We start from the raw sequence: 25,149 nt of genomic DNA on the forward strand, positions 1-25,149 counted from the left end.
CGAACTTCCATTTCTACCAGCTCAAGCAGCTCTTCATCGTCAACCATGTCACATTTGTTCATGAATACGATGATGTAAGGTACACCTACCTGACGACCTAACAGGATGTGCTCACGAGTCTGAGGCATTGGGCCGTCAGTCGCAGCTACTACCAGGATCGCGCCATCCATCTGAGCAGCACCAGTGATCATGTTTTTAACATAGTCAGCGTGTCCAGGACAGTCTACGTGTGCGTAGTGACGAGTAGGAGTGTCATACTCTACGTGTGAAGTAGAGATGGTGATACCACGTGCTTTTTCTTCTGGCGCGTTATCGATTTGATCGAACGCTTGAGCAGAACCACCGTAAGTCTTTGCAAGAACAGTAGTGATTGCTGCAGTCAGAGTGGTTTTACCGTGGTCAACGTGGCCGATTGTACCCACGTTTACGTGGGGTTTCGTACGTTCAAACTTTTCTTTTGCCATTTTTCTCGTTTCCTAAGTTAAAAGTCCGACCCAATAGCAGACCGGACCGAACCTTCAAAATTTAGTTTCGTGCCTCAATGATTGCTTTCGCCACGTTATTCGGGGCTTCGGCATAGTTGAAGAACTCCATTGAATAGGAGGCGCGCCCCTGCGTAGCAGAACGCAGGTCAGTAGCATAACCGAACATTTCAGAAAGTGGCACCTTTGCACGAACAATTTTTATGCCGCCCACGCCATCTTCCATACCTTCGATCATACCGCGACGACGGTTTAGGTCGCCAACAACGTCACCCATCCAGTCTTCCGGAGTGGTTACTTCAACTTTCATAGTGGGCTCAAGCAAGACAGGATTCGCTTCGGCGGCACCTTTTTTAAAGCCCATTGAACCGGCGATCTTAAACGCCATTTCAGAAGAGTCAACATCATGGTAAGAACCGTCGAATAAAGTAACCTTTACATCGAGTACCGGATACCCAGCCAACACACCATTTTGCATTTGCTCCTGAATACCTTTGTCTACCGCTGGAATGAATTCCTTAGGTACTACACCGCCAACGATTTCGTTAACGAACGTGTAACCCTTGCCTTCTTCCTGCGGCTCAATACGCAGCCAGACGTGACCAAACTGGCCGCGACCGCCCGACTGACGGACAAACTTGCCTTCCACTTCCACAGATTTGCGGAGTGTTTCGCGATAGGCAACCTGAGGCTTACCTACGTTACACTCAACTTTAAATTCGCGTTTCATGCGATCCACGATAATATCGAGGTGTAACTCACCCATGCCAGAAATAATTGTCTGGCCGGTTTCATCATCTGTTTTAACGCGGAACGAGGGGTCTTCTGCAGCCAGTTTACCCAGCGCAATACCCATTTTTTCCTGATCGGCGGTTGATTTTGGCTCAACGGCAATCGAAATAACCGGGTCAGGGAATTCCATACGTTCCAATGTGATCACGTTGTTCGGATCACACAAGGTGTCACCGGTGGTAACATCTTTCAGTCCGATAGCAGCGGCGATGTCCCCTGCACGAACTTCTTTAATCTCTTCACGATCTTTAGCGTGCATCTGTACGATACGGCCAAAACGTTCCCGCTTGCTCTTCACCGGATTAAATACGGTATCGCCGGTATTAACGACACCGGAGTAGCAACGGAAGAACGTTAGCGTCCCCACAAACGGGTCAGTCGCTATCTTAAATGCCAATGCAGAAAACGGTTCGTTGTCGTCAGCATGACGCTCGCCTTCCGTTTCATCCGGTAATATACCGTTAATAGCTGGTACATCGACGGGTGCAGGCAAATAACGAATAACGGCGTCCAGGACGGCTTGTACACCTTTGTTTTTAAATGCGCTACCACAGGTGGCCAACACAATCTCGTTATTGAGTGTACGAATACGCAGACCTTCGTGAATCTCATCTTCACTCAGCTCGCCGTTTTCCAAATACTTTTCCATCAACTCTTCATTGGCTTCAGCGGCCGCTTCGACCATTTCGGTGCGATAGTGCTCAGCTTTATCTGCCAGCTCCGCCGGGATGTCTTCATAGGTAAATGTCATACCCTGATCATCGGCGTTCCAGTTGATAGATTTCATCTTTACCAGGTCGATGACGCCGCGGAATTCGTCTTCTGCGCCAATGTTAAGCTGAATCGGAACACAATTAGCACCCAAACGCTTACGGATTTGACCAATAACCCGTTCAAAATCCGCTCCTGCACGGTCCATCTTATTGACGAAAACCATGCGAGGAACGTGATATTTATTCGCCTGTCGCCAGACGGTTTCTGATTGAGGCTCAACGCCCGAAGACCCACAAAAAACGACCACTGCACCGTCGAGTACGCGCAATGAACGCTCCACTTCGATGGTAAAGTCTACGTGTCCGGGAGTATCGATAATGTTGACGCGATGTTGCTCGAACTGTTGTTGCATACCAGACCAGAAACACGTAGTCGCAGCAGAGGTAATAGTAATTCCCCGCTCCTGCTCCTGTTCCATCCAGTCCATGGTCGCAGCACCGTCGTGCACTTCGCCAATTTTATGTGATAAACCGGTATAAAAAAGTACACGCTCCGTAGTCGTGGTTTTACCCGCGTCTACGTGCGCAACTATTCCAATATTACGATAACGTTCAATTGGGGTCTTACGAGGCATACGTCTCTCTCAGTTTATAACGTTGATTACCAACGGTAATGTGCGAACGCTTTGTTCGCTTCGGCCATACGGTGAACGTCTTCACGTTTCTTAACCGCAGAACCTTTGTTGTCTGATGCATCCATCATTTCAGCAGCAAGGCGTTGAGCCATTGACTTCTCGCCACGTTTACGTGCCGCTTCTACCAGCCAGCGCATACCCAGTGCATTACGACGAACCGGACGAACTTCTACTGGAACCTGGTAAGTTGAACCACCAACGCGGCGTGACTTAACCTCTACAGTAGGACGAATGTTGTCCAGAGCTTCTTCGAATACGTCCAGGTGGTCTTTGCCGGTTTTTTCAGCAACAATATCAAGCGCACCGTAAACAATTTTTTCTGCTACAGATTTCTTGCCGTCGAGCATTACGACATTCATGAATTTTGCAAGCAACTGTGATCCGAACTTAGGATCAGGTAGGATTTTACGTTGACCTACGACTCTTCTTCTTGGCATCTTCTATTCTCCGTGGAATTCAGGGATAACCCAAAACTCTAAAATTTAAGTTTGGCCTTACTAACGGAGAACCGTTAAGACTTAGGCCGCTTCGCGCCGTACTTAGAACGCGCTTGTTTACGTGAACTTACACCTGCACAGTCCAACGTACCGCGAACAGTGTGATAACGAACACCTGGAAGGTCTTTAACACGACCACCACGAATAAGAACAACGCTGTGCTCTTGCAGGTTGTGACCTTCACCACCGATGTATGAAGAAACTTCAAAACCGTTGGTCAAACGTACACGACATACTTTACGCAGTGCTGAGTTTGGTTTCTTAGGCGTAGTAGTATATACACGAGTACATACACCACGTCTTTGTGGACAAGCTTGCAGGGCAGCAACGTTGCTTTTTTCAACGGGCTTTCTGCGAGGCTTGCGCACTAACTGGTTAACTGTTGCCATTAACAAGCTCCTGATTAAAAACTACAAAAACCCGGAATCATACCGGGTCGGATTATGTTGACGCTTGTGCGTCTCAGATTACGTGCTCGTCGCAATCTGTTGCGGCTTTAAAAATAAAAACCGCGACCTTTTATAGGTTGGCTTTTAGCCTACTGCCTATTTGGGTCGCGGAATATTAATGATCAAAGCCTAAGCTGTCAAGCTGTACAAAGGTTAACCACAGATTTAACTGCAATTTACCTCTGTCAGCAGGACTTTCCGGTGATTAACTGTGCAATCACCGGAATGTGCTTACTCTTCTGAGGCAGACTCACCAGACGATACTTCCGCGTTTAATGCTTCAGTAAGCGCTTGTTCTGCTTCAGCCGCAGACACTGACAATTCTGCCATTGCCTGTTGACGGCGTTGAGCGCGTTTTTCGTGATATGCGAAACCGGTACCAGCCGGAATCAGTCGACCAACGATAACGTTCTCTTTCAGACCACGTAAGTCGTCTTCTTTACCTTGTACCGCTGCTTCTGTCAGTACGCGGGTTGTTTCCTGGAACGAGGCTGCAGAGATAAATGACTCTGTAGACAGTGACGCTTTGGTGATACCCAGTAACTGGATTTCATAAAGCGCAGGCAGTTTGCCCTGACGTTCCATTTCGCGGTTAGCAATTTTCACTGCTGCCACTTCAACCTGTTCGCCTTCCAGGAATTGCGTGTCGCCCGGTGCAGTAATCAAACACTTACGCAACATCTGGCGGATGACCACTTCGATGTGCTTATCGTTAATTTTTACACCTTGCAGACGGTATACTTCCTGAACTTCGTTCACGATGTAGTTAGACACCGCACTCACACCACGCAAACGCAGGATGTCGTGTGGAGACTCAGGGCCGTCAGCGATAACTTCACCTTTTTCTACGGTCTCACCTTCGAACACGTTAAGCTGACGCCACTTCGGAATCATCTCTTCGTATGGATCGCCGTCTTTCGGTGTAATAACCAGACGCTTCTTACCTTTAGTTTCTTTACCGAAACCAATGGTACCTGACACTTCAGCAAGAATCGCAGGCTCTTTAGGCTTACGAGCTTCGAACAAGTCAGCTACGCGAGGCAGACCACCCGTGATGTCACGTGTCTTCGAGCTTTCCTGAGGAATACGGGCCAATACGTCACCGGCGCTGGCCATCTTGCCTTCTGAGGCTTCGATGGTCGTAAAGCTAGGTAAGCGGATTTCTTGCAGACCTGTTTCTTCACTTTCCAGAATCAGCTTAGGCTCTTTCGCGTTAACCTTAGACAGATCTTTAACCACGATACGGGTCAGACCGGTCAGCTCATCCTGCTGCATTTCGGTGTTCGAATCGTCGATGTCTGCAAATGAAATCTTTGCATCACGCTCAACGATGATTGGGTGACTATGCGGATCCCAGTTAGCAACCACGTCGCCAGCAGCAACACTTGCACCGTCATCTACAGACAGTACCGCACCGTAAGGCACTTTATAGCGTTCTTTCTCACGACCCTGGTCGTCGATCATTGTCAGTTCGGTTGAACGTGAAACAATAACCACTTTACCGTCTGTGTTACGTACGTACTTAGCATTATGTAGCTTCAGGCTACCTGCTGTCTTAACCTGTACGCTGTTCTCTGCAGACGCTCGTGATGCAGCACCACCGATGTGGAACGTACGCATGGTAAGCTGTGTACCCGGCTCACCGATTGACTGAGCAGCGATAACACCAACAGATTCACCTTTACCTACGATATGACCACGTGCAAGGTCACGGCCGTAACAGGCAGCACACACACCGTAGTCGTTGTCACAGGTAATTACAGAACGAACCTGAACCTGGTCTACCGAGTTGGCTTCAAGCATGTCTACCAGTGCTTCGTCTAACAGGGTGTTACGCTCAACCAATACTTCTTCGGTACCTGGCTTGTAAACATCTTCTGCTACAACTCGACCCAGTACACGTTCACGCAGCGGCTCAACAACGTCACCACCTTCGATCAGAGGCGTCATCAGAACCCCTTCGAACGTGCCACAATCAGAGTTTGTGATCACCAAATCCTGGGCAACGTCAACCAGACGACGAGTCAGGTAACCGGAGTTCGCTGTCTTAAGTGCGGTATCGGCAAGACCTTTACGCGCACCGTGCGTTGAGATGAAGTACTGTAGTACGTTCAGACCTTCTCGGAAGTTAGCCGTGATTGGCGTTTCGATGATTGAGCCATCCGGCTTAGCCATCAGACCACGCATACCCGCTAACTGACGAATCTGTGCGGCACTACCACGAGCACCGGAGTCGGCCATCATAAACACTGAGTTAAATGAGGTCTGCTCTTCTTCTTCGCCTTTGGCGTTGATAACAACGTCAGTTTTCAGGTTGTCCATCATGGCCTTCGCAACTTTTTCGTTCGCGTTTGACCAGATATCGATAACTTTGTTGTAGCGCTCACCCGCTGTAACCAAACCACTCTGGAACTGTTCCTGGATTTCGATTACTTCGGCTTCTGCAGCTTCAATGATGTCTTTCTTCGCGTCAGGAATAACCATGTCGTCGATACCAACAGACGCACCCGCGATCATCGCGTAGTGGAAACCGGTATACATGATTTGGTCAGCCGCAATAACGGTATCTTTCAGACCCAGACGACGGTAACAGGCATTAAGCAGACCAGAGATTTGCTTCTTACCCATTGCCTGGTTAATCAGCTCAAAAGGCATACCTTTTGGCAGGATTAACGAGAAGATAGCACGACCAACAGTGGTATCTGTCAGCGTTACTTTTTCAGTTTTCGTACCGTCTTCTGCTACGTCGTATTCAGTGATACGAACTTTAACGCGTGAGTGCAGTTCTGCGTTACCAGTGCGGTACGCTTTCTCAGCTTCGTGCGGGCTGGTAAATACCATGCCTTCACCTAAGCCGTTTACTTTGTCACGAGTCAGGTAATACAGACCCAATACAACGTCCTGTGAAGGTACGATGATTGGCTCACCGTTTGCTGGAGACAGGATGTTGTTCGTTGACATCATTAGCGCACGGGCTTCAAGCTGTGCTTCGATAGTCAACGGTACGTGAACCGCCATTTGGTCACCGTCGAAGTCAGCGTTGTATGCCGCACACACTAAAGGGTGCAGTTGGATCGCTTTACCTTCGATCAGGGTAGGTTCAAATGCCTGGATACCCAATCTGTGCAGTGTTGGTGCACGGTTAAGTAACACAGGGTGCTCACGGATTACTTCGTCAAGCACGTCCCATACTTCCGGCGCTTCACGTTCTACCAGCTTCTTAGCAGCTTTGATAGTCGTTGCCAGACCACGGCCTTCTAATTTGCCATAAATGAACGGCTTGAATAGCTCAAGGGCCATTTTCTTAGGCAGACCGCACTGGTGCAGACGCAGTGTAGGACCAACGGTGATTACAGAACGACCAGAGTAGTCAACACGCTTACCCAGCAGGTTCTGACGGAAACGACCTTGCTTACCTTTGATCATATCGGCAAGTGATTTCAGAGGACGCTTGTTAGAGCCTGTGATAGCGCGGCCACGACGACCGTTATCAAGCAATGCATCTACCGCTTCCTGCAGCATACGCTTTTCGTTACGTACGATGATGTCAGGTGCCGCCAGGTCAAGAAGACGCTTCAGACGGTTGTTACGGTTGATAACACGACGGTATAAGTCGTTCAGGTCAGACGTCGCAAAACGGCCACCGTCCAGAGGTACCAGAGGACGCAGGTCCGGTGGCAGAACTGGCAGTACTGTCATGATCATCCATTCTGGCTTGTTGCCAGACTGTTGGAATGATTCAAGCAACTTCAGACGCTTGGTGATTTTCTTACGCTTGGTTTCAGAGTTAATTGAAGGCAACTCTTCACGCATAGCTGCAACATCTGCATCAACGTCAAGTACTTTCAACAGGTCGAATACGGCTTCTGCACCCATTTTCGCTTCAAACTCATCACCGTGTTCTTCCAGTGCGTCCAGGTATTCTTCTTCGCTCAGCAGTTGGCTGCGCTCAAGCGTTGTCATACCAGGCTCTGTTACTACAAATGATTCGAAGTACAGCACGCGCTCGATGTCACGCAGTGTCATATCAAGCATCAGACCGATACGAGACGGCAGTGATTTCAGGAACCAAATGTGCGCAACCGGACTTGCCAGTTCGATGTGACCCATACGCTCACGACGTACTTTGGTCAGCGTTACTTCAACGCCACATTTTTCACAGATTACACCGCGGTGCTTAAGACGCTTGTACTTACCACACAAGCACTCATAGTCCTTCACAGGACCAAAGATACGCGCACAGAACAGACCGTCACGCTCAGGTTTGAACGTACGGTAGTTGATGGTTTCTGGCTTTTTAACTTCACCATAAGACCATGAACGGATCATGTCTGGTGAAGCAAGACCGATGCGAATATTATCGAATTCTTCGGTCTTGTTTTGCTGTTTTAGAAACTTTAATAAGTCTTTCACAAATACTCTCCCGGCGGAGTCAGTCTCTATGGCCCGGCGAACCGGGCCAACTCAATCAATTATGGCGAATGCCTGCTTATTTCTCTTCCAACTCGATATTGATACCGAGTGAGCGGATTTCTTTAAGCAATACGTTGAAGGATTCAGGCATACCTGGTTCCATTCTGTGATCGCCATCAACGATGTTCTTGTACATTTTGGTACGACCGTTAACGTCATCCGACTTAACAGTAAGCATTTCCTGCAGGGTATAAGCTGCACCATATGCTTCCAGTGCCCACACTTCCATCTCACCGAAGCGCTGACCACCGAACTGTGCTTTACCACCCAGAGGCTGCTGTGTAACCAAGCTGTAAGAACCGGTTGAACGCGCGTGCATCTTGTCGTCAACCAAGTGGTTCAGTTTCAGCATGTACATGTAACCAACCGTAACCGGACGCTCAAACTCGCGACCTGTACGACCGTCGAACAAGGTAATCTGACCGCTTTCCGGAATATCCGCCAGCTTCAGCATGTCCTTGATTTCTGATTCACGCGCACCGTCGAATACTGGTGTAGCAATTGGAACACCTTTACGCAGGTTGTTAGCCAGACGCAGTACTTCGTCGTCGCTGAACGTGCTGATGTCGACTTGCTCTGGTTGGTCACCCAGCGAGTAAACTTCTTGCAGGAAGCTGCGCAGCTTGGCCATTTCTTCCTGCTCTTTCAGCATGCGATCAATCTTCACGCCTAAACCGTGTGCCGCCATACCCAAGTGAGTTTCAAGGATCTGACCGATGTTCATACGCGATGGTACACCCAGCGGGTTCAGTACGATGTCTACCGGCGTGCCGTTTTCATCGTAAGGCATATCTTCTACAGGAATTACTGTAGAGATAACACCCTTGTTACCGTGACGACCGGCCATCTTGTCACCAGGCTGGATGTGACGCTTAACAGCCAGGTAAACTTTAACGATTTTCAGTACGCCTGGTGCCAGATCATCACCTTGTGTGATCTTGCGACGCTTGGCTTCAAATTTCTTGTCGAAATCAGCTTTGATTTCGTCGTGCTGCTGACCGATTTGATCCAAATCGTTCTGTGCATCTTCATCTTTCAGTGGAATATCGAACCACTTCTCACGTGGCACGCTGTCCAGTTTAGCCTGGTCAACGCCCGCTTTTAACAGCAGGTTCTGCGCACGAGCAAAGATACCGTCAGCAAGAATTGAGAACTCATCACCCAGGTCTTTCTTAACCTGACGTAACTGCATGTCTTCAATTTCAAGCGCACGCTTGTCTTTTTCAACGCCATCACGGGTAAAGACCTGAACGTCAATTACCGTACCGTGTACTGAGTTTGGTACACGCAAAGAGGTATCTTTAACGTCAGACGCTTTTTCACCGAAAATAGCGCGCAGTAGTTTTTCTTCTGGCGTAAGTTGCGTTTCGCCCTTAGGCGTTACTTTACCTACCAGAATGTCTCCGCCTTTCACTTCCGCACCGATGTAAACAACGCCAGATTCATCCAGCTTGCTCAGTGCAGATTCACCCACGTTAGGAATATCAGCAGAAATCTCTTCTGGCCCAAGCTTGGTATCACGAGCGATACAGCTTAATTCCTGGATGTGGATAGTGGTGAAACGGTCTTCTTGCGCAACACGCTCTGAAATCAGAATCGAGTCTTCGAAGTTGTAACCATTCCAAGGCATGAACGCGATACGCATGTTCTGACCAAGCGCCAGATCACCTAAGTCGGTAGACGGGCCATCTGCCAGTACATCACCTGCAACAATCGGATCGCCAACACTACAGGTTGGACGCTGATTGATACACGTGTTCTGGTTAGAACGGGTGTACTTAGTCAGGTTGTAAATGTCGATACCCGCTTCGCCGGCTAACATTTCGTCTTCGTCAACCTTGATAACGATACGGCTTGCATCAACGTAATCAACCACACCACCACGCTTAGCAACAACGGTTACACCGGAGTCAACAGCGATTGTGCGTTCCATACCAGTACCAACCAGCGGCTTATCAGCTCGCAGAGTAGGTACTGCCTGACGTTGCATGTTCGCACCCATTAAGGCACGGTTAGCATCATCGTGCTCCAGGAACGGGATAATGCTTGCTGCAATCGACACGATTTGCTGTGGTGAAACGTCCATGTACTTGATGTCTTCTTTAGGCATCAGCGTGGTTTCACCGCGGTGACGACACGGAATCAGTTCGTCTACCAGCGCACCTTCTTCAGTCAGTGCAATGTTCGCCTGAGCGATCGCAAACTGACCTTCTTCGATAGCAGATAAATAATCAATTTCATCGGTAACCACACCGTCTACGATGCGACGGAAAGGCGTTTCAAGGAAACCAAAGTCATTGGTACGCGCAAAGCTCGCCAATGAGTTGATCAGACCGATGTTTGGACCTTCAGGGGTTTCGATTGGACACAGACGACCGTAGTGAGTCGGGTGAACGTCTCGAACCTCAAAGCCTGCACGTTCACGTGTCAGACCACCCGGGCCTAATGCAGAAATACGACGCTTGTGCGTTACTTCTGACAGCGGGTTGTTTTGGTCCATAAACTGTGACAACTGAGAAGAACCAAAGAATTCTTTAACTGCAGCTGAAATAGGCTTAGCGTTGATCAGATCCTGTGGCATTACGTTGTCCAGGTCACCCAAAGACAAACGTTCTTTAACGGCACGTTCAACACGAACCAGGCCAACTCGGAACTGGTTTTCCGCCATTTCACCAACAGAACGAATACGACGGTTACCCAAGTGGTCGATATCGTCCACTTCATCTTTACCATCACGGATTTCGATCAGTTGCTTCATCACAGCAACGATGTCGTCTTTGTCCAGTGTGCCAGGACCAGTCAGTTCATTACGGCCCAAACGGCGGTTGAACTTCATACGACCAACAGAAGACAAGTCGTAGCGTTCTTCAGAGAAGAACAGGTTGTCGAACAAGGTTTCTGCCGCGTCTTTCGTTGGTGGCTCACCAGGACGCATCATGCGATAGATTTCAACTAACGCTTCTAGGCGGTTAGTTGAGCTGTCGATACGAAGGGTATCGGAAATATACGAACCGTGGTCCAGTTCGTTAATATACAGCGTAGTAAATTCTTTAATGCCAGCCTGACTCAACGCTGCCATGTTTTCCATGGTCAGTTCATCGTTGGCATTGACCAGTACTTCACCGGTTTCTTCGTTAATATAAGTTTCGCCGTAAACACGACCAACCAAATACTCAACAGGTACTTCCAGTTCAGTTACACCGGCTTTTTCCAAAGCACGTGTATGACGCGCAGAAATACGACGCCCGGTTTCTACCAGTACGTTGCCATCAGCGTCCAGGATGTCAAACTGGGCAGTCTCACCGCGCAGACGATCAGCGACGATTTCCATCATCAGCTTGTCGTCAGCAATGCGAACCTGAATCTTTTCGAAGAAGGTGTCCAGGATCTCTTCCGTACCCATTTCCAGTGCACGTAAGATAATCGTTGCAGGCAACTTACGGCGACGGTCAATACGTACGAACAGGTTATCTTTCGGGTCAAACTCGAAGTCCAGCCATGAACCACGGTATGGGATTACACGTGCGTTGTATAACACCTTACCTGACGAGTGCGTTTTACCTTTGTCGTGATCAAAGAACACACCAGGAGAACGATGCAGCTGAGAAACGATAACACGCTCGGTACCATTAATGACGAACGTACCGTTCTCAGTCATTAACGGGATCTCACCCATGTACACTTCTTGTTCTTTAATATCTTTTACGGTACCGGGTGCCGCTTCTTTATCGAATAATACGAGACGAAGTTTCACTCTTAGAGGAGCTGAATAAGTTACGCCGCGAATTTGACATTCTTTAACATCGAATACCGGTTCGCCTAAACGATAACTCACATATTGTAATTCTGAATTGCCAGAGTAACTTTTGATTGGAAAAACAGAACGGAATGCTGCTTCCAAACCATATTGACCATCGGGATCGATATCAATAAATTTCTTGAAAGAATCTAGCTGGATTGAAAGAAGGTATGGAATTTCCAATACCTGTGGGCGTTTGCCAAAATCCTTACGGATACGTTTCTTTTCGCTATAAGAGTAAACCATGGGTTCCTCAGCCTGCTGATTTTAGACCCAACCTGTTGCCGTAATACACGTCGACAACAAACTTCCAGTACCCTTTCACAGGGAACAATCGAACAGCATACACCAAAAATTAACCAAATGGTTAGTTAACTGGTTGGTTTGTTGCTAATTTTTTTATTCCAAGTGGTGGCGCATGATGTATATGGTCAAGGGTAATAAACCATACACCCTACAGCGCAAAAAGGCTGGTGGTCTAAAAAACCACCAGCCTAGGCCATTTCTGGCTAGTAATTTGCTAATGCAAATTACTTGATTTCAACTTCTGCACCAGCTTCTTCAAGCTCTTTCTTAAGTGCTTCAGCTTCATCTTTGCTCACGCCTTCTTTGATAGCTTTAGGAGCAGATTCAACTACTTCTTTAGCTTCTTTCAGGCCAAGACCAGTCGCGCCGCGAACTGCCTTGATAACTGCAACCTTGTTGCCACCGAATGAAGTCATTACAACGTCAAATTCAGTTTTCTCTTCAGCAGCAGCAGCTTCGCCGCCAGCAGCTGGGCCAGCAACTGCAACAGCAGCAGCAGCAGAAACACCGAATTTTTCTTCGGCAGCTTCGATCAGTTCAACCAGTTCCATTACTGGCATTTCAGCGATCGCGTTTAAGATATCTTCTTTAGTCAGAGCCATTTCTCTAAACTCCTGGGATTAAAATGTTAAAAAAATCAATATGCCAAAAACGCCAATTACTTGGTGTCTTTGACCGCCGCCAATACACGCACAAACTTGCCAGGAACTTCGTTGATAGTTTGAACGAATTTCCCAACTGGTGCTTTGAAGGTTGCAAGTAGTTTCGCAAGCGCTTCGTCGCGGGTAGGCAGAGACGCCACTGCATCCAGTTTTTCTGGACCAAGTAAGCCACTACCAATTGAAAGAGCAGTAACTTTCAGCTTATCGTTCTTCTTACCGAAGTCTTTGAAAAGACGTGCTGCACCACCTGGTGCATCGATAGAGAAGCCGTAGATAAGCGGGCCAGTTAAGGCGCTTTCCAAGTCTGCAAATTTACTTTCAGACAATGCACGCTTAGCCAGAGTATTACGTACTACCTTAAGGTATACGCCTTGCTCACGGGCTTGTACGCGCAGAGCTGTAAGTTCTGCAACTTCCATCCCACGGTATTCAGCAACGGCTACGGATAGAGCGCGAGACGCAACTTCAGAAACTTCTGCTACGATCTCTTTTTTTGCTGCTAAACCTAGTGCCACTGAGTTCACCTCTTTAAATCTGATTAACCAATTACTTGGACTAATCAGGGTTCACAGATTGATGCCATTGCCGGATAACTGTTAAGTTGCCCGTGAATGACACCGCTCTACGGTGTTCGTTATCCCAGAGAGTCTGAGTCGAAACCACCGTCTGCGCAGGCTGTCGTGATTAAGTAGTACATTGAATGCAAAAGTTCTCTTACCTCTTTTGCTGTACTACACCTGCGGTCTTGGACGGGAGCTACTGATATTCGCTTTTGGCGATATTCAACAGCTCCAACCCATAACCTTTAAGAGAAGCGTTAGCCTAAGCTAACGCAAAGCATTACTGACCTACAGACGCTTTGTCTACAGATACGCCAGCGCCCATAGTTGTGCTCAGGCTTACTTTCTTGATGTAAGTACCTTTTGCAGAAGAAGGCTTAGCTTTCTTCAGGGCTTCAAGCAATGCTTCCAAGTTTTCTTTGATTTGATCAGCTTCAAACGCGATCTTACCAATGCTAGCGTGGATGATACCGTTCTTATCGTTACGGTAGCGAACCTGACCAGCTTTAGCATTTTTAACTGCAGTAGCAACGTCTGGCGTTACAGTACCAGTCTTAGGGTTAGGCATCAGGCCACGTGGACCTAAGATTTGACCTAACTGACCAACAACGCGCATTGCGTCCGGGCTGGCAACTACTACGTCAAAGTTCATTTCGCCTTTCTTAACCTGCTCAGCAAGGTCTTCCATACCTACGATGTCAGCACCAGCTTCTTTAGCAGCTTCAGCGTTTGCGCCCTGAGTAAACACAGCAACGCGAACTTCTTTACCAGTACCGTTAGGCAGTACAGTTGCACCACGAACGTTTTGGTCAGATTTCTTCGCATCGATGCCCAGGTTGATAGCAACATCAACACTTTCAGGGAATTTAGCCGTAGCCAGTTCTTTTAACAGAGCAACCGCTTCTGCGATATCGTACTCTTTAGCTACGTCTACTTTTTCACGGATTAAGCGTGCGCGTTTAGTTAATTTAGCCATTCGATTAACCCTCTACCTTCAAGCCCATAGAACGAGCAGAACCCGCAATTGTACGAACAGCCGCGTCCAGATCAGCAGCAGTTAAGTCCGGCTCTTTAGTCTTGGCAATTTCTTCCAATTGAGCACGGGTAACAGTACCTACTTTCTCAGTGTTTGGACGACCTGAACCGCTCTTGATGCCAGCCGCTTTTTTCAGCAGGTAAGACGCAGGAGGCGTTTTAGTTTCGAATGTAAAAGAGCGATCTTCGTAAACAGTAATTTCTACTGGTACTGGAGCGCCTTTTTCAAGACTTTCTGTTTTCGCGTTGAAAGCCTTACAGAATTCCATGATGTTCACACCATGCTGACCCAGTGCAGGACCAACTGGTGGAGACGGGTTAGCAGCACCAGCTGCAACCTGTAGCTTAATTAAGCCAGTTACTTTTTTAGCCATTTTAAATGCTCTCGTTAATGGGTCTAACGCCTCGCAAGTATCGAGTTTACTTGCTCAATCGGCTCCCCGGTTCCAATAAAAGGGGCGCGAATTATAGGCTAACAAATAGCCTGACGCAACCTTATATTCATGTTTTTTGGGTTATACCCTAAAAAAACAAAAAGTGGCTTGCAGATACTGCAAGCCACTTCTTTGTATTTGATTAGGCTGTTAGCCTTTTTCGACCTGACTGAATTCCAGATCAACCGGTGTAGAGCGACCGAAGATGAGCACCGATACTTTCACGCGGCTCTTCTCATAATCAACTTCTTCAACCACACCATTGAAGTCTGCAAACGGTCCATCGGTAACACGTACCACTTCGCCAGGCTCGAACAATGTTTTTGGCTTCGGCTTATCAACAGACTCTTCAAGACGGTTGAGGATGGCATCTGCTTCGCGCTGTGAAATCGGCATTGGGCGGTCAGATGTGCCACCAATAAAACCAAGTACCCGCGGTACACTTTTCACTAAGTGCCATGAGTCTTCGTTCATTTCCATTTCTACCAGCACATAACCTGGATAGAATTTACGCTCAGACTTACGTTTTTGACCTGCACGCATTTCGATAACTTCTTCTGTAGGTACCAAAACCTGACCAAAGTAATCTTCCATTTCATGCATCTTGATGTATTCAAGCAGCGTTTTCTTAACACGTGATTCGTATTGCGAGTATGCCTGAACAACGTACCAACGTTTTTTTGCTTTTTCTTCAGTCATTCGCTTATGCTCCGATACCGGTCACTAATGAAACAAGCCATACCAGGATACCATCGATACCCCAAAGCAGTAATGCTGCAACCGCCGTCGCTGCCAGTACGATTAATGTAGTCTGGTTCAGCTCCTGACGGGTAGGCCATACCACTTTACGTACTTCTAAACGGGACTCTTTGGCAAACGTCAAAAACGTATCGCCTTTTACCGTTGTAGCAGCAATAAAGCCCGCAACCGCAACGCCTACTACCGCACCAATGGCACGATATAAGATTGACACTTCACCATAAACATAATTTGCAGTGATCACACCCGCCAGTAAGGCAAATACAATCAACCACTTCAGCATGTCCATTGAGTTGGATGGATTTTCCGTTTTTTCGCTCATTTCACGACCCTAGCAATACGGCTTTTGCAGTGCACCTGCACTAAAACATTATCTGGCAGGGGTGGAGGGACTCGAACCCCCAACCATCGGTTTTGGAGACCGCTGTTCTACCAATTCGAACTACACCCCTAAAACAGCTTTTGGCTGATTTTACTTACACTACCCTTGTGAAGTTGTGACGTCTTTTTGATTAAAAGTGCGGCTTCGCAAAGGAGGGACGCGTATTATACCCAACAAGCTTTCAGATACAAGAGGTTTGTCATTTACCGTCTAGTCCGACAATGCTCTGCCCCACAACCCCTGGTCACATATGATACTTATTTTAATATCTACTTTTTAATTGTTGCTTCAATTTTGCTTTGGCCTTATTACTACTTGCCAACTCATCAGCGCTCTTGCGATTAGGATTGTGTCTTACCAGGTTGGTTACGCGCTGTGAGACCAATGGTGCTTCAAACTGTGATGTATCACCGGTTTCCAACACTATAACTGCAAGTTCATATTGGTTAAAACGTACATCAAATATACCCGATTCAAAATCACGTTGATTTATCAAAAAGTCATCGTATGTTTGTGCATTTTCGTAGCCAACCAATATGACATCAAGATTGAGTGAATCGGGCTCTCCTAATAGCGCTGACGAAGTATCCAGATATTCAAGAGGGTCCCAGTTATCTATATTTGGGAACTCACCCACTACTGGCATGCTAATCCCCCAGACTAAACTTTCTTGCATAGTTTCAGTCTGCAAAGCAGTACTCACTCTAAACAAGTCTGCCGATGGCATTTCGCCACTCACGTCGTACTGGCTATCTTCGGCTAAAACGACGTCGACTATTTTTTCAACATTCACATCGGCTAAAGGCATTTCATACTGGCTGGCTATATCATTATGCATATCAGTCCGGGCAATTATATAAAATCCGAAATCAAATTCAGGATGGTAAAATGTGTCTGAGGTAGTTACGTTTATTTCATGGGCATCAATGGTAGGCTCATTCACCAAATATAAATAATCGTCGTCATAAGTTGAATCTGTTGAGGAATAACGCGCGATACCATCGATATATGAGTAGGTATATTTGTAGATTGAGTTGGCCGACTGAGAATTAACAGAAATTGCCGTTGTATCCAGACTAGCTTCAACCGTCATGCCCGATACAAATTGTTGAGGCATAATTCCGCGACTAAGCATCTGAGGAACTATACTTACATTTCCTGTTATAATGCTCTCTCCATTATTTCTACAAATTTCCAGAGGCACCTGAACTCCATCTGTCGTTCGTTGGCTAACATCCGAAACAGTCTGACTACCGCCCAGGTATACTGTTGTTTCTTCAATTTCCCCAACGAGATCCGGTACAACAACAGTGACTAGGTCATCATAACAACCACAGTCAACGTCGACTTCGTGATTTGTATAAAATACACCTAAATCTGTCGTTGGCGCTGAGATGGTCGTTTGAATATTTGTTTGAAAAATACCGGGTTCAATTTCACGATAACTGACAAGAGAAAAAGACACGTGACTGTCTGAAGTCGAGTAGGAAAACTGGCCGTTAGAGTTAGGATTTAATACTGTACGTTCCGTAAAATCCGCATTGTGAATAACCACTCTGGAAGTAGTAAGGGGCGATTCTTCGTTACACTGATTAACCCCTACGCTCGTTAAGCTCAACTGATAGGTTGTTGCGTTTCCACCTCCACCAGAACCACCGCCTGTATTATTTGTAGGTGAATCTGAACCGCCCCCACAGGCGCCCAACATAAATGCTGTAACAACAAAACAACTTAGCTTTTTTAACATCACTGTTAGTCCTTTATTTAATTTTTCCTTCAACAATTGACGGGCAACTGTACTGACCAATCTACCATTCCAGTTTCCATCAAAGCGTATTGATATTCAATAAAAAAGGAATTGTATTGGTCACCCGGCATCAAATGATACATGGCTCAATCACCAGCAATTTTCAGACACATTATTGTTGCTTTGGGTTTGGTAACGGTCTGTATAAATATTCTTGAATATTCGTACTATTGTGGAGTGCTCATCTTATTCTTCGTACACCGTTTTTTTACATTGCAATGAAACAGACCCATATGTAATTTACAATGGTGGTTAACATTGATGTTTAATAAACTAAGGAAAGTTATGAATAGTTTCGTTCGCCTGGCCGCGGTAGTGGCTGCCTCCAACTTGCTTACCGCTTGTGAACTCGATTCAAACAATGTACTCGAAAATCTAAATAAAAACCGAGCGAAATGGGAAAACTCGAATATTGACACTTACCAGTTTGAGTACAGTAAGTCCTGTAACTGCATGCTTGAGGACACCCTTCCGCGCTTAGTGGTTGTCAATGCAGGCCAGGTTGTTTCTCAAACGATTATTGAAAGTCACGTTGCCTTGCCGTTGGATCAGGTTAGCACAGAAAGTATTGCAGGTTTGTTCGAACGAATTGCACTTGAAGAAAGCCGCGCTAAATCTGTTACCGTTGAGTACGATCCTGATCTTGGATATCCAACCAAAATTAAGGTCGATATTAGCAAGCGGATTGCCGATGACGAATACACCCTTTACGTAAGTAATGTCGTTAATAGTGAAGACCTAGCCTGTACCACTGAAGTACTTAGCGGACTCAATATTTCCATTGTTGACTCATCAACCCAAACTGCTGCCGCATGCGGAGTGACTGTTACTGCGACTGAGGGTGATTTCTCTGAGTCCGTAGATAACACAGATGTTAATTGCGATGACTCTGCACTCATCTCTATGCTGCATGAGCGGCCAGGGTTTTATACATTAACCTTCGAAAAATCGGGTTATCAAGCCTATCAAATTGAAGATTTTGGTATTGGACAGGATCTATGCCACGTATTACCCAGACAGCTTGACGTCGAACTTTCTCCACAATGAACTTCTATTTGAGAGCACGTCTTTTGTGCTCTCACCCTCTTCTCGTAACACATCCCCTGGCCAGTATTAACCTTAAATAAATAGGTCTGGCTCTTGACCAATTCCGCATAGCGGTTATATATTTCGCAAATTAGACTATTTCATTTAGCGTCAATGACTATTATTCGCGAGGGTTGGTATGAGCAATACATTAATGAACTTCCAGGATCTGAACTTTTTGTTATATGACATACTGGACGTAGAGAAGTTAACTGCCTATTCGCGTTTTAATGATCACAGCCGCGAAACTTTCGACGCAACCATTGAAACGGCCTACTCTATCGCCAGAGACTGGTTTGCACCTTGTGCTGCAAAACTGGATGAACATGAGCCACAATTTATTGATGGCAAAGTTGATATCATTCCCGAAGTATCGGCAGCACTAGAGCAATATTACGAAGCTGGATTTGGCTCAGCAACGCATGACTATGAATTAGGCGGCATGCAACTTCCTTTTACCGTATCAGTGGCCTGCAAAGCCATATTCGGTGCAGCAAATATGCCCATCCTCTCTTATCCGTCACTGACCAACGCCAATGCTAACGTCATTCGAAACTTCGGTTCAGAGCAACAAAAACAACGGTATTTGGCACCAATGCTTGAAGGCCGTTTCATGGGCACGATGGCACTGACTGAACCCCAGGCTGGTTCGTCGTTATCTGATATTAAAACCACTGCGCTTCCTGCCGATGACGGTACCTACCGGCTTTCAGGCAACAAAATTTTTATTTCTGGCGGTGATCACGAGTTATCTGAAAACATTATTCACTTGGTATTAGCTCGTATTCAGGGCGCACCAGAAGGCGTAAAAGGGCTTTCTTTGTTTATTGTGCCTAAGATCCTGGTTAACGAAGACGGTTCCTTAGGTGAACGTAATGACGTAAATCTGGCTGGTCTTATTCATAAAATGGGGTGGCGCGGAACCACGTCAACCATGCTCAATTTTGGAGAAAAAGAAGGTGCGGTAGGCTACCTTGTCGGCGAACCCAATCGCGGTTTGCTTTACATGTTCCAAATGATGAACGAAGCCAGAATTGGGGTTGGCGTAGGGGCTGTGTCACAAGGTTACACGTCTTACCTTCATGCTCTGGACTATGCGCGAAACCGCCCACAAGGTCGTCATCCTCACGAGAAAGACCCCACTACTGCCCAGCTCCCTATTACCGCTCATTCAGATATCAAGCGCATGTTATTGGCTGCAAAAAGTTACGTCGAAGGTAGTCTTTGTTTGTCACTTTATGGGGCAACACTTGCGGACACGCATGCACACGGCTCAGACCCTGTGGAAGCTAAACGCGCAGGCAGCTTGTTAGATATCCTGACGCCCATCCTCAAATCATGGCCGTCCAAATATTGCCTGGAAGCCAACGCCATCGCCATACAAGTTCATGGCGGGTATGGTTATACTCGCGAATATCCGGTAGAGCGCTTTTATCGCGACAATCGGCTTAACCCAATTCATGAGGGTACAGAAGGCATTCAGGCCCTGGACTTATTGGGAAGAAAGGTCAGCATGCAGAATGGCCTTCCCTACAAACTGTTAAGTGATGAAATACAAAATACCGTTGCAGCATGCAAATCCATTCCCCAACTAGCCGAGTTCGCAGACGCACTTGGTAAATCCAAAGCTTTGTTGGATACAACAACTCAAACCCTTGTAGCAGCCATGCGAGACTCGCAAGCAAACCTTGCCCTGACAAACGCGACACTTTATCTACACGCCTTTGGCCATGTTGTTGTTGCCTGGCTTTGGTTACGACAAGCTCACGTCGCTTTATCAGGAAATCAGGAATCTACAGGGCACGAACGCCGCTTATTTTTAAAAGGTAAACTCTCTGCATGCAGATATTTCTACCGCTACGAGTTACCACAAATCGACGCTACGTGTAATTTACTGCAATCGATGGACGAAAGCTGCTTCGAGTTGGATCCTGACTGGTTGTAAGCGGAACTTGTGACTGTAATTCAAGAGTAACTGGTTGTTTCTCAGATCCCGGCGCGAAGCCGGGAAGACGGCACTGGACTGCTTGAGGTAGTCTGCCTGTTCAAAAGATCCCGGCACGAGGCCGGTAAGACGCGGGGAGAGCTCGTACGCAATAGTACCGAAATCCCCACACCACCTCTTCGTAATCTAGCACCACCTCTTCGTAATCCAGCACTACAATCTCGTCATCCCCGCTTCACTACCTCGTCATCCCCGCGAAGGCGGGAACCTTCACGGAGAAGCCATGTAGACTATGCAGCGGCCTTAGGATTGGGACCATACTGATTGTCATCATGACTATCCTGGATAAGGAAGATAAGCATTACAATGACGCCAATTAATGGAACAAATAGGATTAACTGCCACCATCCAGTGCGACCGGTGTCATGTAAGCGTCGCGCGGCAATACTAATACTTGGGATGAGCAGTGCAATGGCAAAGATAAGTGTCAGGATAAAAGTGCCGAGCACCATGTCCACAATCGACAAACCTATATAAAAAATCACATAGAAAAGATAAAACATCCAATACTCTTTGCGACGGGCTCTGCCATTAAAATCTGCAAATTGCTTTAATGCCTGAGTGAAGTAGTTCATATACAACATTTCCTTGTTCAATCTAAGTCATGTTTTTTTAATTGGAATAGTGACGTTGACTCACCGAATAATGGTTATCACTCAATACTCCTCGGAAGGTATACAACAAGTGTTTATATACAGAGCTCAGCGTATCTTAACCAAGGCATAAAATACATAGCTTTTTATTAAATATCAGTAATTTGGTAATTTCACTACAGCTGTGCAGGTCGCTGCGAAATAAAAGGTTTTGTATCCAGCGCCAACCTTTTTCCCAGATCCCTACATCACCTATTCGTCCCCCCCGAAAAAGCGAAGAGGTAATCAGTGCTTCGATGGAAACTTAATTTGTTTAATTAATCACCTCCCATCACCTCAGCCATTAATTAATGATTTAAGAATAGTAAGTAATATAGGTTGCTAAGGCATGTACTTCCTGGTTTTACAAAGCGACAACATAGATCTTAAAATCAATAACTTCATAGCCAACCCAATGATTTCCTCGCTTCTATAAATCTTCGTAATCAATCAAAATTTCAGGTTATTTTCAGCTTTCTTACAGGTTTTATTACCGTGTTTAGTGACATATTACGGTTGTCATATGCAGCACTTCTAAAAGAAGTATATGCGCGTTAATTGATTTCCGAATGAGTACACAAACTGAGGATACAAAGATGCGGCTTAGTCTATTTCTAAATGTATTAATACTTACATGCGTAATTGCGCTTCCTAATAAAGCGATGTCTGTAACAATAGTTGATAGCGTGACATGGGAAAATAGTACCTATCACTTGTTATCCAGAGGGACATGGCAAGATTCAGAAAGTTTGGGCATTGCACTGGGTGGCAACTTAGCGACAATCAATTCCCAGCAGGAGCAAGATTTTTTGTGGGGTATGTGGGGGTTGTCCGGCTCTAGTTTTCATAACTTTGGCGAAATTTGGATTGGACTCACTGATGAGATTTCAGAAGGTCATTGGGCGTGGTCTAGCGGCGCTCCTTTGAATTTTTCAAACTGGGCTCCGGGCGAACCAAACAGCCTTGGGGTAGAAAACTATGCACATATGTGGCATTCCACTGCAGGCACATGGAACGATGCGAGCGGAAGCAACGAATTTGCAGGTATTGTAGAAATTAACACTGTAGATGCACCATCCGCCTCACTATTTATTATCCTGGTAACTTTACTATTGGCTGCACGAAAACAACCTCGCTATTACCCAAACTTACCTAGCTAAACAATTACCAGATGCTACATTCTCGAATGATTTATCCATTTTCGGCTGGTATATGCTTGTTAACAATAAAACCAAGCTGAAAATATAGTGATATTTCGTTGCCGGGAAGACAGCGTTGGACTGTTTGAGGTTATCAGCTTGTTCAAAAGATCCCGGCGCGAAGGCGGGGACCTTACCAACTCAAACGAATTAACTAAGTGAATTTTAGAAGACAGCGCAGGACTGTTTGAAGTAGTCAACCTGTTCAAAAGATCCCGGCACAAGGCCGGGAAGACGCTATGGAAGTATCCTACACAATATTGACTTCATTTCCGCACCACACCTTCTTAACTCCGCCCCCTCGTCATCCCCGCGACGGCGGGGACCTTTCCAACTCAAACGGATTAACTAAGTGAAGGTTGGAAAACAGCGTTGAACAGCTTCAGGTAATCAGCCTGTTCAAAAGATCCCGGCGCAAGGCCGGGAAGACGGAGTTGAACTGTTTGAGCTAGCCAGCCATTTCGGCTAGGACCAGGCTCTAGCCCGGGACAGGGGATTTCTAAGGGCTTGAATTAGCCCTCAATCTGTCTTATTCGAGACCGAGGAATCCGCCTGTCTGGTGTGCCCATAGTTTGGCGTAGATGCCGCCTTTGTCGAGCAATTCCTGGTGGGTGCCTTGCTCCACGATTTTACCGTTATCCAACACTAATAAGCGGTCCATTTGAGCTATGGTTGAAAGGCGATGCGCAATGGCCAATACCGTTTTATTTTCCATCACTTTGTTCAGGCATTCTTGTATTGCCGACTCGACCTCTGAATCCAGCGCTGAGGTAGCTTCATCCAGAATCAATACCGGTGCATCTTTCAGCAGAACCCGGGCAATGGCAATACGCTGACGCTGTCCGCCAGATAATTTAACGCCGCGTTCCCCGACTTGCGCGTCAAAACCGGTTCTGCCGTTTTTATCAGACAACTGCTGAATGAACTCAAATGCTTCCGCTTGCGTTGCGGCAGCTATCATTGCTTCCTCATCAGCGTCGCTGCGGCCATACACGATATTGTCTCGTACAGAACGGTGCATTAACGATGTATCCTGCGTTACCATACTGATTTGTGCACGCAGCGATTCCTGCTCAACGTCACTAATATCCTGCCCGTCGATAAGTATTTTACCGCCAGTGGTATCGTAAAATCGCAGCAACAGATTCACTAACGTAGACTTACCTGCACCAGAGCGTCCTACCAAGCCCACCTTTTCGCCAGACTTTATGGTCAAGTCGAGGTTTTCGAATACCGGCACAGGATGATTGTTATGACCAGGGTATGCAAAGTTCACTTGCTTGAATTCAATTTGTCCGCCGTTTACGGCAAGCGGTTGCGCTTTCTGTTTGTCTTCCACGGCAATAGGCTGCGCCAGGGTGTTAATACCATCCTGTACAGTACCGAGGTTTTCAAACAGTGAGGCCACTTCCCACATCACCCAGTGAGACATACCGTTTAACCGTAAACACAGGCTCACCGCCAGCGCAATTTCACCCGGCGTAACAAGCTGTTGTAGCCATAAATACACCGACAGTGCCCCCACACTGAAAATCAGCAGTGCATTGCTTAGCTCAACACAGAATTCCAGCACCGTTACCAGGCGCATTTGCGGGTAAACGGTTTGCAGGAATTTGTCCATGCTGTCTTTAGCGTAATCCGCTTCCCGCTGACTGTGGGAGAACAGTTTAACCGTGGTGATATTGGTGTAGCTATCAACAATGCGGCCGGTCATCAGTGAGCGGGCATCGGCCTGATGCTGGGAAACCTGCTTTAACTTGGGCACCAGCACGCGCAAAATCACACTATAAACGCCAAGCCAGATAAGCAGCGGCAGTGCGAGTCGCCAGTCAGCGGTAAAGATAAGCACCACCATTGAGATGAAATACACCCCAATGTAGACCATCAAATCCAACAGCTTCATTACCGTTTCACGCACCGACAATGCGGTTTGCATGACCTTGGTCGCGACACGACCTGCAAACTCGTTCTGGAAGAACGTCAGGCTTTGGCTAAGCAAGTAGCGGTGTGCCTGCCAGCGTATGCGCATGGGGTAATTGCCGAGTAATGACTGGCGGGAAAACAACGAGCGAAGCAGAATAAAACCGGGGATCAGCACAACCACAACCAATCCCATCATGATCAGGCGATTGCCTTCATTTTCGATAAACGTGCTGCGGTCCTGTTCGGTAAACCAGTCTACTAACTGCCCCATAAACCCGAACAAGGCCACCTCCAGCATGGCGACAATTGCGCTGAGTGCCGACACGGTCAGCAGCACGGGCCACATGCCCTGGGTGTAGTGTTTACAAAAAGCCACCATATTTTTTGGTGGCTGGGTAGGGTGTGAAGCAGGGAACGGGTTTGTCAGTTTCTCAAAAAATGAAAACATGTATTACTCAA

Annotated in this window: 18 protein-coding genes and 1 tRNA gene; 3 read left to right on the top strand and 16 right to left on the bottom strand. The window is 46.8% G+C overall.

Annotation, left to right across the window (positions count from 1 at the left end):
- From BUB81_RS00005 to BUB81_RS00070, 14 genes are all read right to left on the bottom strand, one after another.
- Positions 1-464 (bottom strand): GTP-binding protein (locus BUB81_RS00005; protein ID WP_139241455.1); only part of this gene is annotated, 464 nt, incomplete at its 3' end.
- Positions 465-525: 61 nt separating this feature from the next.
- A complete protein-coding gene (gene fusA, locus BUB81_RS00010; protein WP_073316546.1) occupies positions 526-2,622 on the bottom strand; it encodes an elongation factor G in 2,097 nt (698 codons plus the stop codon).
- A gap of 26 nt (positions 2,623-2,648) precedes the next feature.
- Positions 2,649-3,119, bottom strand: a complete 471-nt coding sequence (rpsG, locus tag BUB81_RS00015; protein ID WP_073316548.1) for a 30S ribosomal protein S7 — start codon at positions 3,117-3,119, stop codon at positions 2,649-2,651.
- A gap of 74 nt (positions 3,120-3,193) precedes the next feature.
- Positions 3,194-3,568 (bottom strand): 30S ribosomal protein S12, encoded by a 375-nt coding sequence (gene rpsL, locus BUB81_RS00020; protein WP_073316551.1) that lies wholly within the window; start codon positions 3,566-3,568, stop codon positions 3,194-3,196.
- A 291-nt stretch (positions 3,569-3,859) separates the two neighbouring features.
- Positions 3,860-8,041: a DNA-directed RNA polymerase subunit beta' gene (gene rpoC / locus BUB81_RS00025; RefSeq protein ID WP_073316553.1), complete on the bottom strand. Its 4,182-nt coding sequence runs from the start codon at positions 8,039-8,041 to the stop codon at positions 3,860-3,862.
- A gap of 76 nt (positions 8,042-8,117) precedes the next feature.
- Positions 8,118-12,146, bottom strand: a complete 4,029-nt coding sequence (gene rpoB / locus BUB81_RS00030) for a DNA-directed RNA polymerase subunit beta (protein WP_073316555.1) — start codon at positions 12,144-12,146, stop codon at positions 8,118-8,120.
- Between the two features lie 284 nt (positions 12,147-12,430).
- Positions 12,431-12,808 (bottom strand): 50S ribosomal protein L7/L12, encoded by a 378-nt coding sequence (rplL, locus tag BUB81_RS00035; protein ID WP_073316557.1) that lies wholly within the window; start codon positions 12,806-12,808, stop codon positions 12,431-12,433.
- Positions 12,809-12,864: 56 nt separating this feature from the next.
- Positions 12,865-13,383: a 50S ribosomal protein L10 gene (rplJ, locus tag BUB81_RS00040; protein ID WP_073316559.1), complete on the bottom strand. Its 519-nt coding sequence runs from the start codon at positions 13,381-13,383 to the stop codon at positions 12,865-12,867.
- A gap of 325 nt (positions 13,384-13,708) precedes the next feature.
- Positions 13,709-14,404, bottom strand: coding sequence for a 50S ribosomal protein L1 (gene rplA / locus BUB81_RS00045; RefSeq protein ID WP_073316561.1), 696 nt, complete (start codon positions 14,402-14,404; stop codon positions 13,709-13,711).
- Positions 14,405-14,408: 4 nt separating this feature from the next.
- Positions 14,409-14,837: a 50S ribosomal protein L11 gene (gene rplK, locus BUB81_RS00050; RefSeq protein WP_073316563.1), complete on the bottom strand. Its 429-nt coding sequence runs from the start codon at positions 14,835-14,837 to the stop codon at positions 14,409-14,411.
- A 210-nt stretch (positions 14,838-15,047) separates the two neighbouring features.
- A complete protein-coding gene (nusG, locus tag BUB81_RS00055; protein WP_073316565.1) occupies positions 15,048-15,596 on the bottom strand; it encodes a transcription termination/antitermination protein NusG in 549 nt (182 codons plus the stop codon).
- 4 nt (positions 15,597-15,600) lie between these two features.
- Positions 15,601-15,978 carry a preprotein translocase subunit SecE gene (gene secE, locus BUB81_RS00060; protein WP_073316567.1) on the bottom strand — a complete coding sequence of 126 codons (378 nt, stop codon included), beginning with the start codon at positions 15,976-15,978 and terminating at the stop codon, positions 15,601-15,603.
- A gap of 53 nt (positions 15,979-16,031) precedes the next feature.
- A tRNA-Trp gene (locus tag BUB81_RS00065) sits at positions 16,032-16,108 on the bottom strand.
- Positions 16,109-16,300: 192 nt separating this feature from the next.
- Complete coding sequence (locus tag BUB81_RS00070; protein WP_139241456.1) at positions 16,301-17,845, bottom strand: hypothetical protein; 1,545 nt, start codon at positions 17,843-17,845, stop codon at positions 16,301-16,303.
- Between the two features lie 285 nt (positions 17,846-18,130).
- Here BUB81_RS00070 and BUB81_RS00075 point away from each other — a divergent pair, with 285 nt between their 5' ends.
- Both BUB81_RS00075 and BUB81_RS00080 read left to right on the top strand, forming a co-directional pair.
- A complete protein-coding gene (locus BUB81_RS00075; protein WP_073316571.1) occupies positions 18,131-18,892 on the top strand; it encodes a DUF6174 domain-containing protein in 762 nt (253 codons plus the stop codon).
- A gap of 178 nt (positions 18,893-19,070) precedes the next feature.
- Positions 19,071-20,876, top strand: a complete 1,806-nt coding sequence (locus BUB81_RS00080; protein WP_073316573.1) for an acyl-CoA dehydrogenase — start codon at positions 19,071-19,073, stop codon at positions 20,874-20,876.
- Between the two features lie 290 nt (positions 20,877-21,166).
- Here the strand turns inward: BUB81_RS00080 and BUB81_RS00085 are convergent, their stop codons facing one another.
- On the bottom strand, positions 21,167-21,511 hold the full coding sequence (locus BUB81_RS00085; RefSeq protein WP_073316575.1) for a DUF805 domain-containing protein: 345 nt from the start codon (positions 21,509-21,511) through the stop codon (positions 21,167-21,169).
- Between the two features lie 626 nt (positions 21,512-22,137).
- Between BUB81_RS00085 and BUB81_RS00090 the strand changes: the two genes are divergently transcribed.
- Positions 22,138-22,728, top strand: coding sequence for a C-type lectin domain-containing protein (locus tag BUB81_RS00090; RefSeq protein WP_084526059.1), 591 nt, complete (start codon positions 22,138-22,140; stop codon positions 22,726-22,728).
- Positions 22,729-23,296: 568 nt separating this feature from the next.
- Here the strand turns inward: BUB81_RS00090 and BUB81_RS00095 are convergent.
- Positions 23,297-25,138: an ABC transporter ATP-binding protein gene (locus BUB81_RS00095; protein ID WP_073316580.1), complete on the bottom strand. Its 1,842-nt coding sequence runs from the start codon at positions 25,136-25,138 to the stop codon at positions 23,297-23,299.
- Positions 25,139-25,149 lie beyond the last annotated feature (11 nt).

The organism is Marisediminitalea aggregata, assembly GCF_900129565.1.
GTDB lineage: Bacteria > Pseudomonadota > Gammaproteobacteria > Enterobacterales > Alteromonadaceae > Alteromonas > Alteromonas aggregata.